The organism is Rhizobium moroccans (genome assembly GCF_057559155.1).
On sequence record NZ_JBHFJG010000015.1, the window covers coordinates 157167 to 168322 of the forward strand.

Annotated in this window: 13 protein-coding genes and 1 tRNA gene; 7 read left to right on the forward strand and 7 right to left on the reverse strand. The window is 62.8% G+C overall.

Annotated elements, in window-relative coordinates:
• From ACE04I_RS11660 to ACE04I_RS11680, 5 genes are all read left to right on the forward strand, one after another.
• Positions 1-1205 (forward strand): plasmid recombination protein (locus ACE04I_RS11660; RefSeq protein WP_487207059.1); only part of this gene is annotated, 1205 nt, incomplete at its 5' end.
• Positions 1206-1779: 574 nt separating this feature from the next.
• Positions 1780-2403 carry a hypothetical protein gene (locus tag ACE04I_RS11665; protein WP_487207060.1) on the forward strand — a complete coding sequence of 208 codons (624 nt, stop codon included), beginning with the start codon at positions 1780-1782 and terminating at the stop codon, positions 2401-2403.
• A gap of 3 nt (positions 2404-2406) precedes the next feature.
• The gene (locus tag ACE04I_RS11670; protein WP_487207061.1) at positions 2407-2571 is read left to right on the forward strand and encodes a hypothetical protein; all 165 of its coding nucleotides are present in this window, start codon (positions 2407-2409) and stop codon (positions 2569-2571) included.
• Positions 2568-2771, forward strand: a complete 204-nt coding sequence (locus ACE04I_RS11675; RefSeq protein WP_487207062.1) for a hypothetical protein — start codon at positions 2568-2570, stop codon at positions 2769-2771. The genes ACE04I_RS11670 and ACE04I_RS11675 overlap by 4 nt, the downstream gene beginning before the upstream one ends.
• A complete protein-coding gene (locus ACE04I_RS11680) occupies positions 2768-3184 on the forward strand; it encodes a putative Ig domain-containing protein (RefSeq protein WP_487207063.1) in 417 nt (138 codons plus the stop codon). The genes ACE04I_RS11675 and ACE04I_RS11680 overlap by 4 nt, the downstream gene beginning before the upstream one ends.
• 92 nt (positions 3185-3276) lie before the next feature.
• On the opposite strand, the gene ACE04I_RS11685 is transcribed toward ACE04I_RS11680, so the two are convergent.
• From ACE04I_RS11685 to ACE04I_RS11710, 6 genes are all read right to left on the reverse strand, one after another.
• Positions 3277-3516 (reverse strand): hypothetical protein, encoded by a 240-nt coding sequence (locus tag ACE04I_RS11685; protein ID WP_487207064.1) that lies wholly within the window; start codon positions 3514-3516, stop codon positions 3277-3279.
• A gap of 4 nt (positions 3517-3520) precedes the next feature.
• A complete protein-coding gene (locus tag ACE04I_RS11690; protein ID WP_487207065.1) occupies positions 3521-3895 on the reverse strand; it encodes a hypothetical protein in 375 nt (124 codons plus the stop codon).
• Between the two features lie 335 nt (positions 3896-4230).
• Positions 4231-4467, reverse strand: a complete 237-nt coding sequence (locus ACE04I_RS11695; protein ID WP_487207066.1) for a hypothetical protein — start codon at positions 4465-4467, stop codon at positions 4231-4233.
• Between the two features lie 242 nt (positions 4468-4709).
• Complete coding sequence (locus ACE04I_RS11700; RefSeq protein WP_487207067.1) at positions 4710-4943, reverse strand: hypothetical protein; 234 nt, start codon at positions 4941-4943, stop codon at positions 4710-4712.
• 528 nt (positions 4944-5471) lie between these two features.
• Positions 5472-7202 carry a DUF6538 domain-containing protein gene (locus tag ACE04I_RS11705; RefSeq protein WP_487207068.1) on the reverse strand — a complete coding sequence of 577 codons (1731 nt, stop codon included), beginning with the start codon at positions 7200-7202 and terminating at the stop codon, positions 5472-5474.
• Between the two features lie 88 nt (positions 7203-7290).
• A tRNA-Gln gene (locus ACE04I_RS11710) sits at positions 7291-7364 on the reverse strand.
• A 233-nt stretch (positions 7365-7597) separates the two neighbouring features.
• On the opposite strand from ACE04I_RS11710, the gene ACE04I_RS11715 reads away from it, so the two are divergent.
• Both ACE04I_RS11715 and ACE04I_RS11720 read left to right on the forward strand, forming a co-directional pair.
• Positions 7598-9157 carry a Ppx/GppA phosphatase family protein gene (locus tag ACE04I_RS11715; RefSeq protein WP_487207069.1) on the forward strand — a complete coding sequence of 520 codons (1560 nt, stop codon included), beginning with the start codon at positions 7598-7600 and terminating at the stop codon, positions 9155-9157.
• Entirely contained in the window at positions 9154-9864 is a 711-nt protein-coding gene (locus ACE04I_RS11720; RefSeq protein ID WP_046797396.1) for an RlmE family RNA methyltransferase, read from the forward strand. The genes ACE04I_RS11715 and ACE04I_RS11720 overlap by 4 nt, the downstream gene beginning before the upstream one ends.
• 6 nt (positions 9865-9870) lie before the next feature.
• On the opposite strand, the gene ACE04I_RS11725 is transcribed toward ACE04I_RS11720, so the two are convergent.
• A partial coding sequence (locus ACE04I_RS11725; RefSeq protein WP_487207070.1) for an MFS transporter occupies positions 9871-11156 on the reverse strand: 1286 nt, incomplete at its 5' end.

The following is an 11156-nucleotide window of genomic DNA, read 5'->3' on the forward strand; positions in this document are numbered from 1 at the left end:
CTTCGCCGCCGGTCGTTGTCTACGGTGTCGGCATCGCCGAAGTCGAGGCGCTGCACGACGCGGCGGCCGACGCCGCGAGGACGACGCCGAAGACGGGCAAGCCGCGCAAGCTCCGGCAGGATCACAAGACACTTCACACGGTCATCGCCTCGCATCCGTACACCATGCGGGAGATCCGCGACGATCCGGGGAAGCGGGCCGAGGCCGAGGAGTGGGAACAGCGAACAATCGCCTGGCTTCGTTCTCAGTATGCCGACGACTTGAAGTCTGTCGTCCGTCACGAGGATGAGAGCCATTTTCACATTCATGCATATGTCGTGCCGACCGACGATCCAGAGATGCGAGCTATTCGCTATCATCCCGGCGTGGCCGCGAAGCGCGCCGCGATGGCGGCCGGTCCCGCCGAAGGCGAGGACACCAAAGCCCTCTCGAAACGCGCTGATCGGGAGTACAAGGCTGCGATGCGCGCTTGGCAGGATTCGTACCATGCCGCAGTCGGCATACCCTGCGGACTCGCTCGCCTCGGCCCCCGGCGTCGGAACCTCTCGCGCGGGGACTGGCAGCGCGAGACGGCTCAGGCCAAGGCTCTGCAAGTTGCCCTCGCTCGTGCCAACAGGGTCAAGGGCAAGGTCGAATCTTTCATCCGGGAGAAGAAGGGCGAGACGGAATCCATGGTCTCGACGGCGGCGACGGAAGCCGCCACGCTGCGGGCGGAAGCTGATGCCGCTAAGGCCGAAGCCGACCGCAGACTGGCGGAGGCCAAGGCCGTGACGGATGCCGCGCTAAAGGAGCAAGACAAGGCCGTAGAGGAGCAGCGGAAGGCTCGATCAATGATGTCCCGCGTCCGGGCCGAAGCCGCCCGTGTCCGCGAGGCGTCGGCACGGCTCCAGCGCCTGCCGTCGCTCATACGGACGGCGTGGGATGGCTTCCGGCAGTCGCGCGTTGCTGACCGTATCCGCGCCTCTGTCGAGCGGGAGATGGAACGGCTCCGCGCGCAGGCTACATCCGCCGCCGACCGCGCCAGCAAGGCCGATGCCGACCGAAAGGAGGCGGTCGAGCGGGCGCGCATCCTTGACCAGAGCCTTATGGAGACGACTGCGCAGCGCGACGCCGCCCGGAAAGAGCTGGCCCGACTCCGTCCCCCTGAGCCGGAAGCATCTCTGCGGGCGGGGTACGGTATGAAGCCGACGCCGGGTCGACGCTGAACCGTGGTATCCTCAACAATTACAGTCCGTTAACCAGCGTCAACTTTCTTGCAAAGCAGGGTATTTCTACCCTTGCGGAAACCACCAGCGGGCGTCATCTTGAGGTGGTCAGCGGGACGTAAGGAACGCTGGCCGTCGCTCCCTCGTGGCAACGTTTCCCTGCATACGCAGGGATGTACCGTTCTACATGGAGAAGAGCGAACGCCTCTGCATACGCAGAGATTTCAGTCCACCGCCGTGCAGGCGGCTCTGAAGTATATGGTGTGGGTTGATGGATTGATATTCACAGTTCGCAGCATGTTCACCGCCGTGAAGGTGGATCGAAAGGGAGGCTCCGGCCTCCCTTTCTACTTTCCGGCTCCGAGACACCCGGACGTCAAAATCGGCCAGAAATCAACCTTCGCCAAAAATGGGGACGCCAGAGAAGGCCGTACAGCGCGTTCGCGAGGTGCCGACGGGTAGTAACCTACCCCAAATCGTGTCGAATCCGATGTCCCGACGTCGCGATGTCCGCTCAGAATTTGCGCCGATTCGAGCCGGCGCGCATCCTTGTTGGAAGGATGGAGGCGTTGGCATGGATGAGGATTCGAAGGAGCGGAAACGGCGACGTCGGACGTGCGTCGATGAAATGCGCCGCGACCTAGCGCGACGTCGAGCGCAGCGCGGCGACCCGGCGACGAAGACGATGCTGCAGCTCCTCGCGCTGCTGTCTGCACTGCTCGCTCTCGCGCAGCCGAGCGAGCCGGTGCTCGACGGCTCGCTCCCGCGCCGCCGGTCCCGGTATGATCCGCCGACCGGCTACACGCTGGGGCGCGATGCCTGGGCTCGTGAGCGCGGTCTCGACCCCGAGCCGGACGCTGTCGTTGCGGCGTCGGAAAGGCCTGTGCCGCGCTTGAAGCCGGCTCTGCGATCGTGGCGTCGACTCGTGCGTGAACTCGACTCTCCGTCGCCGCGGCGCCGTGAGTCTGCGCGCCTCGCTCTGGAACAGCGCGTGCCGTCCGTCGTGCACGACTGGCTACGCCGTGAGTTCGCGTCAGAAGACCGCACCCAGCTCCGAATGCTCGGACTCGGCGCGGGACCGGCTGAACTTGTCGAGCGAGCGTTACGTGCTGCGCGGGTCGCGTCTGTGCCGGAGCCGGAGGAAACGCCGGAACCGGAAGTCGAAGCCGACGCCGCGCCGGTCCCCGGCAGGAGGTAGAGCATGGATACATTCGAAGATGAAGCCGAAGCAGCCGACGACGTACTTGAACGTGCGTTCTCCTTCATCCGAGCCGTGCTGGCACCCCAGTTCGCACCGGAGAATGTCGATGAGCTTGCCGACGCTCTGGTCGGACGCGCAATCGAGATGTTGGGGGAGCGAGCATGAGGGTAATAGAATTCGAGGTCAACGCCGGGGCGCTGCTCGGGCATCTGACCCCGGACCAGCGGCAGCGCCTCGATGCGCTCGACGCCTCGTATGTCGAACTGCTGTCGCGCGACGTCGCGGACAAGGCCGACGTCGAGGCGCTGGCCGAGTCCGTCGTCGCAGTCTACGACGGGCTCAATGACGCTGAGATGCGAACATGAGGCGCTGCATCCTCATGCTGTCGGTGCTGCTCGCGGGACAGGCCGAAGCTGCCGAAGTCGTGTGGCGGTCGAAGTCTTTAGGGGTGCTGCCGATGCTGAGCTCGACGGAAAGGTCTCCGACGATCCCGGTCGATCTGGCTCCGGGCATGCCGGCTGAATTCTCGTTGTCGTATTCGGGGACAACCAGCGTCGACGTCGGAGCTGCTGTCGATCTCCGGCCCGTCGTTGCCGGAGCCTCCGGCGCAGTGCGCTACCTCATCGCCGGAACGCTGCCGGAAGGTGTGACCTTCGCGTGGACAACGGGCGCCTTCAATGGACGCGCAGTGGTGCCGGGGCGGTATGAGCTGGCCGTTATGGCGAGCGACGCCGCCGGGGCTGCGGCGTCGGCCACGGTCGTCGTTACCGTCTTCTGACGCGAAAACAGGGCTCGAAGGCCCTGTTTGCAAAAATGGGGACGCCAGAGAAGGCCGTACAGCGCGTTCGTGGGCATCGGTCGTATAGGAACCTACCCGGAAACGGGCTGCTCGCGAAGCCGACGCTCGATTTCCTGAATGTCATCCCATATGCTGTGTAGTTGAGACCATATCTCCATCAGACGTCGGTCGAAATCGCGCCCGCCGGGCCAGCCCATCTCGTCCAGTCGGGCGAAGCCGCGAGCGGCATCGCGCAGCTCGTCCATGAGGCGGTTGTAGCGCTCCCAGTTGAGCGGAAATTCCTCGGTCGGTATCTTCATGATGTCCAACATACTATTACTCCTTCTCTCTGCGCTTCCGGGCGACTGCCGCCGCCGCCTTTGCGATCCTGTCCAGTGGGCCTTCAACCTCGGTTGCCACCTCTTCGCGTAGACGAAGCATGGCCTCGTGCCAGCCCCTCTTCATCGCTGCCGTCTTCGCGGCGTCGACGTCTCTGGTCCATCCGTAGGCATTCGGCGTGTCCCAGACCCACTCGTCATCACCGTGGAATCGAGCGACCGTGAGCTCCACGAGATCGAGAATGCCGTCATCGATCCTGATGACGATGCTTGTCCCTTCGACCGTATCGGCGTCAGCCCTACCGCCGAATATGTCGGCGAATTCGTGGTTTTTGATCCACGGCTCTTCCATGCCCATCTCGATCTTCTGCATGTCATGCTCCTGTCATTGATGATGAACTTTGAAGGGCTGTTGCGCGAGCCAGCGCGAGGGGGCTAGCGGGTGCGGGCTCTGCCCGGAATGTGTCGCTGCCGCACTCTCGGCAGTGCCAACACGTCATCATGAGTGCTCCCGTCTCCGGGTTATGCTGCTTCCATTCGAGCAGAGGGCCGCCGCAGGGTGTCCAGATGCCTCCGCCGTCGGGCCATGCCCTCCCACAGGTCTTCGTCGTCGGTTGCCAGTCGGGTGTGTTGTGCATGATGTTCTCCTATTCCGATGCCGATGATGGCTCCGGGCGGGTCAGAACCGCCCGGAATTGGTGTTGGATGTTACTTACGTAGCAGCGCCCGCATGCTATCAACCGTGTAACCGTAATCCCGAAGATAGATCGACACGTCACCGGACCCGAGCACCAGCGACCTAACACGCTCTTGCAGCGCCTCGTCTTCGACGTCGTCGGGTAGGGCGGTCTCAACCTCAAGTAGGTATGCGTCGTATGCCTCCCGAAAGATGTCGAACGCCTTGACGATCGTAAAAATGGAATCGATGTGGGTAGTCATGGCCATGTTGGCTCCTTTGTTGATGACACGCATAGGGAGCACGCGATGGGGAGAAAAGTCGAGGAATTACATTCCACTAGAGCTATGCGTCGAAGCTGTCGCAAGGGTCTGGCAGGAGCTTCGAATCCCTGCGTCAAGGATTCGCGCAAGGATTGGATGGATCTCGAATCCTTGCCACCACAATTCGAATCCTTGGCGACCCCCTCGAATCCTTTTAGAAAATTATTTCATCCATTAGTTGAAAATGTTCACGCGGTGAGCTTGTCGAGGACGCGGACGCCCAGCCGCTGGACGTCGCGGGCGAGCGCCTTCCCGGCTCCGGGAATACGCGACCGGCGGGCCACCTGCTCGACGCCTGTCTTGCGGTTGCGGACGATGATGACGGCCAGATAGAACAGGACGCCGCGCGCGTCCTGGTGCGTCGTCTCTGTCACCAGCACGTCGAACGCAATGCCGCGAATCCTCGTAGTTGTCGTCTCCATCTGGAATCTCCTTAAACTATTGTAAAACAACGATTTTGTAGCAGATTCCGGGTTGTGAGCCCAGGGTGGCGACGGGAAAGGCGTCGAGAGGACCAACAGGGATCTAACGTATCGCTCCCGGAGCGGGAGGGCAGTCAATGGAAATCGATGTGCAGTGGTGCGGGAGCGCCAGCGACCCGGTGCGCGTCTATTTCGATTGACGGACCGGAGCGACCAAATCCTACCGCAACCCGGAGCAGGACAAGAAGGCTAAAGGCCGTAATGCCCTGCTCCGGACTAGCCCCCCGGCAATGAGGGTGGGGGCGGCCAAGCCGTAGGCGCGGCAGGGGGCTGAAGCCCCCGCGAGGCGCAGAGAAAGATGAGCATATCGGAGCCGTCAGCATAGCGCCGCTGTCAGCGGGACGGCGGGAATTCGCGCATACCGAGACTGGAAGGAAGGCAGCCGCAGGAGGTTCAGCATCGCGCCGCCAACGGCGGGAACCGGGACCGACTGCCTCCGGCGAGGCATTCCGTTTGGAGGCGTGGAAGCTACCTCTTTCGTCCCCGCACCATCCTTCCATTCTCATCGATAACCGGGGGGGTGAGCTTTCTCTTCTTCACGGCTACCTTTGGCGAAGGTGGTGGGGCGGTGGCTGCCGCCGCGGTTCTAAGGAACGCGAGGTCAAGAGGTGGCTGAAACGCTTCGACCACCTCTTTGAGCTTGGCGGTGCTTACGCGCTTAGTATAGGTGCGTCCTTCGCTACCTCCGCCTTCATGACCCATGACCGCATCGATGTGGGATTCCTTTAGGTCGGTCGATTCCAAAACGGTCCGGAAGGTGTGCCGGAATGAATGGAACGTTGTTTTCGAGCCGACGCCTAAAGCGATCTTGAGGTTTGAGAACTCGCGGCTGAATCCTTGACTGATGCTCTTCCCGAGCGGGAGTTCGGGAGAGAATAGATGTTCTGCACCCCTGGCGCGCTGAGCCTTCACAAAATCCATGAGACCGTGCCGGATCAACCATGAATGAATCGGAATGACGCGTATTCCTGACTCGGTCTTCGGGTCCCATCCTTCACGAGGGGAGATGTCGAAGCAGGGCATGCCATCTTTGATGGTGATGTCAATGCCCGGACGCAGGCGGCATATCTCCTCCAATCTCATCCCGGAATGAAGAGATATGAGGGGTAACCAATGGAGAGCGCTCGAGTCCGGCGCATCACGGTATTCGCGTGATGTAAAGAGGCGTTGCAGGTCTTCGCGTGACCAGTCGTCGCGGGCAGATTTCTTGGACTTCGTTCCGGGAAACGAATGTGTATAAGAGACAGGCTGTAGGCTGACCGGGACGTGCTTCTTGTGGACGAGCCACTTCCAGAGCGAGTTCATGCCCGAAAAATGGCGCTTGGCGGTCTTCATCGTGACGCGCGGCAAGGTCTTATCGGCACGGGCGCGGGCCAGCTCTTTCTTGGGCGATCCGGTCGCTCCTTTACCGTGTGTGGACGGCATCTGAAGCACCAGCTCCCTAAACTCGGCAGCCGTCTCGAACGTGATCCGTCCGACAGGAAGGTCTCCCATCAGGCCGATGAACATCTCCACAGTTTTCAGGTACTGATCGGCGTCCTTCAGGGGTTTGTTGTGGTTGTATCCGGCGACGATGTCTTTCTGCCACGCTTCGATGAACGTGGAGAGTTTCGACATGTTCGCAGGAGGCTCAGAAGGAGTGTCTGCGTGACGTGTGTGAGCAGCGGGTGCGGTCTCTGCGAAGAGTGCGTGCATGCGGCGGTCAACGTGCTCGCGTAGCTGCCGCTTAAGCGCTTCCTCGGTTCGGTCCAACTCGTCCACACTGGCTCGATACCCGTTGTAACCGGCGTACTCGAGTGCCGCTAGCGCCTCCATCGCTAGATTCTCCCAAGCAGGCCTCTCCTCGTCCCCGACGATGTTGAGGAGCACGTCAGGAATCTCTTCGTGATATTTGCGGAGGTTCGCTGGCGTGTTCTGATCGATATATTTCCGGAGCAGCCTCTGCCAGTCGTCTCGGTCGAGCCAATGCCGTACAGCCGCACGTATGTCGTCGTCTGTCAGGATTTGCTTGTCTCTCAACACCTTGAAAAGCTCCTCGGTTGCGATGAACAGGTGGGCGGCCCGCGCCCTGGCTGTTCTTCGCACGGTCGTCTTTAAGGACCGGTATATTTCGGTTTGGCCCAACAAGGCCTGGAGAGAGGCTGGGACACGCCGCCGGAAAAAATAGGAGTCGGCTTCTCGCCGCAGGTAGTTTGACATCGCCAAAGCCCCTGTGTGGGGGTGCAGCGTGGGGGTATTCCCAGCACTGGCGACATAAAGCTAAATTGTTGAATTAAAACAAGAAAACTGGCTGGGGAACCTGGATTCGAACCAAGATCGACGGAGTCAGAGTCCGCTGTTCTACCATTGAACTATTCCCCAGCAGGCTGGCGGCGAAGCGCCGCCGCTGGTGTGCCGGGCTTATAACCAAAACCGTGCGGATTGCAAATACCCGTTCTGAAAAAATTGACAGCGTTCGAAAAGCGGAAAAAGCACCTGCTCAAAAAGCGATTGGCGAAAGCGTCCCGCGCTGTTATCCTCCGCCCCAACGAAACGATCAGATGCCAGCGGCATGCCTTTTTTAGGTTTTGCGCGGCGAGATGGAATATTTGAATATGGACCCCGATAGCGGCGGAAAGCCGCCAGAAGGCGGGGCGTCTGCGGCGGAGCGCGGCGGGGCGAAAAAGTCCTCGCGGCGCCGGAAGGCGAAGCGTAACGGCAAAAGCCGGAACGCGGCGTCTGTCCCGCATGGTGGCCAGGTCGAAAAGGTCGGCCAGGCCGGACGTCCGGAATTAAACACCGCAGGCAGCTCCCAGCGCAAGCGCAAGCGCCGACGCAACAGGTCGGGCGCGCCGGCCGAAGCCGTGCAGGTTTCGGCCATGGCGCCGGTCTCGCTGCGTTCGCCACCCTCGCAGGAAAGCCAGTCCGCTCCGGGTGGAAAATCGCGCAACCGGCGGCGGAAGAACCGCGGCGGCCGAGGCCTTCAGGGCCGTCCGTTGACGCAGGCAAAGGCCGCACCTGGCGCCGCTGCGGCGCGCTCACTCGGCGGGTCGGCCTCCGGTCCCGCGAAGGAGATGCGGCCGCGCGGCCCTTCAGCCGTTCCGGCGGGCGGCGATCAGCGCGCGGAGAGAGCCGCCTTTTTCCGTGACGATCTCTATGCCGCGCTCGACCTCGGTACCAATAACTGCCGCCTGTTGATCGCCCAGCCGACCCGGCCGGGTCAGTTCCGCGTGGTCGATGCCTTTTCGCGCATCGTGCGGCTCGGTGAAGGGCTTGCCGCCAATCGCCGTCTTTCGCAGGAAGCGATGGACCGCGCCGTGGAGGCCCTGCGCGTCTGCGCCGGAAAGCTTGCCAGCAAGCCGATCCGCCGCATGCGGCTGATTGCGACGGAAGCCTGCCGTTCGGCGGAAAACGGGGAAGAGTTCCTCGATCGGGTCACGGCCGAAACCGGCCTTGCGCTCGAAATCATCAATCGCGAGACGGAGGCGCGGCTTGCGGTTTCGGGGTGCTCGTCGCTGGTCGGCCGTGAGGCGCGTTCGGTCGTGCTCTTCGATATCGGCGGCGGCTCTTCCGAAATCGCGGTGATCCGCATCGGCGAAAACCGCTCCAGCCGGCTTGCCAACCACATCACGCATTGGACCTCGCTGCCCGTCGGCGTCGTGACGCTGTCAGAACGCCACGGCGGCCGCGACGTGACACCAGAAGTCTTCGCCGCCATGGTGAACGAGGTCGAGCGCATGCTTGCCGAATTCGAATGCCCGCCGCTTGGCGAGGATCGCCGCCAGGGCGCGGAGGATTTTCACCTGATCGGCACGTCCGGCACGGTCACAACGCTTGCCGGCGTGCATCTGGAACTGCCGCGTTATGATCGCCGCAAGGTGGACGGGCTCTGGCTTTCCGACCAGGAGGTGAGCGCCATGCAGGCGAGGCTCTTGTCCTGGGATTTCGCAGGCCGCGCGGCCAATCCCTGCATCGGTCCGGACCGCGCCGACCTGGTGCTGGCCGGCTGCGCCATCCTGGAGGCGATCCGCCGGCGCTGGCCGAGCTCGCGCATGCGGGTGGCCGATCGCGGCCTGCGCGAAGGGCTGCTCACGGAAATGATGGCCGATGACGGCGTCTGGCGCAGGGCGCGGCCGCGCCGCGCCTCGAACGAGGAGGCGCAGGTAAGGGGATGACGAAACCGCCGGTCGGCCGCAAACTCGGCCAGAAAGTCAAGAAGGGGAAGCTCAAGGCCTCCTCCCGCCGCTGGATCGAGCGGCATATCAACGATCCCTATGTGCAGCGGGCGAAGCTCGAGGGCTATCGCGCCCGTGCCGCCTTCAAGCTGCTGGAGATCGACGAGAAGCATCATATCCTGAAGGGCGCCCGCCGCATCATCGACCTTGGGGCGGCACCGGGAAGCTGGTCGCAGATCGCTGCGAAGGTCACGGGCTCGACGGAGGAGGATATCCGCGTCGCGGCCATCGATTTCCTCGAAATGGCGCCAATCCCGGGGGTGAAGATCCTCCATCTCGATTTTCTCGATCCGGATGCTCCCCGCCAGTTGGTGGAAGCGATCGGCGGCGCGCCGGACCTCGTCGTTTCCGACATGGCGGCGCCCACGACCGGCCACCAGAAGACCGACCATCTGCGCACGATGCATCTGTGCGAGGTCGCCGCGCACTTCGCTGTCGAGGTGCTGGCGGAGGGCGGCCATTTCCTGGCGAAGACCTTCCAGGGCGGCACGGAGCGCGAGCTCCTGAACATGCTGAAGCAGAATTTCAAGCAGGTCATCCACGTCAAGCCGGGCGCTTCACGTGCGGAGTCGGTGGAGATGTTCCTGCTCGCCAAGCACTTCAAGGGCCGCAAGCCGCAGGCCTCCGAAGAAGATACCGCCGCTTAAGCTCAGCTACTCCCCCGCCTCCGGTGTCATTTCGGTCTGCCTGCGCCCGTGGCCGGAAACGGCGGCGCCCGCATTGCGGTCGAGGCCAAGAAGCGGGCCGATCGCCAGCAGAGAGAAACCGGCCACGATGAAGAAGGCCAGGTGGAAATCGGCAAGCTGCAGGTGCGAACCGGAAAGCACCGAGGCCGCTTCGAGGATGAAGGCCGCGAACGCGACGCCGAGCGCGAGGCTCACCTGTTGCAGCACCGAGGCGATCGAGGTCGCCTGGCTCGCCTGCGCATCGTCGATCTCCGAATAGCTCAGCGCATTGCCACCGGTGAAGAAGAAGGAACGGCAAAGCCCGGAGAACATGAGGAAGACGATAATCAGCACATGCGGTGTCTCGGGCGTGAAGAAGCCGTTGACAGCGGTTGTGGCAGCGCCGGCGACACAGGCGAAAAGCAGGGTCGTGCGGAAGCCGAGCGCTGCATAGACCCGCCGGGCGATGAATTTGACCATGAGCGCGCCGATCGCGCCGGCAAAGGTGATCATGCCGGACTGGAAGGCGTTGAGACCGAAGCCGAGCTGCAGCATCAGCGGCATCAGGAAGGGAATGGCGCCGGTCGAGATGCGGAAGATCGTGCCGCTCGTGGTCGCCGCCCGGAAGGCATCGTTGCTGAATATCGACAGGTTGAGGATCGGCGCCGGATGGCGCTTTGCATGCCGCACGTAGAGAATGCCGCAGGCGATGCCGAGCGCGGTCGTGCCTATCCCGACGGCGGGCGGAAGTGCCGGCAGGCTCACCACCGACAGGCCGAAGACGACGCCGGCCGCGGCCATCGAGGTGAGAAAGAAGCCGATCCAGTCGATCCGCGGCGGTCGCACGGCTTCGAGATCGGGTAGATGGATGCCGGAGAGCCAGATGCCGAGGAGCCCGATCGGCACGTTGATGATGAAGATCCAGTGCCAGGTGAAATAGGTGGTGATGAAGCCACCGATCGGCGGGCCGGTGAGCGGGCCGATCAGGGCGGGGATGGTGAGCAGCGCCATGGCCGAGACCAGTTCGCTGCGCTTGGTGGTCCGGAGCAGAACCAGGCGCCCGACCGGCGTCATCATCGCCCCGCCCATGCCCTGCAGGAAGCGTGAAAGCACGAATTCGAGAAGCGTGGAGGAGACTGCGCAGAAGATCGAGCCGATCACGAAGACCAGGATCGCCAGCCGGAAGATCTTCTTGGCCCCGAACCTGTCCGCCATCCAGCCGCTGATCGGAATGAAGACGGCAAGCGCGACCATGTAGGAGGTCAGTGCCAGCT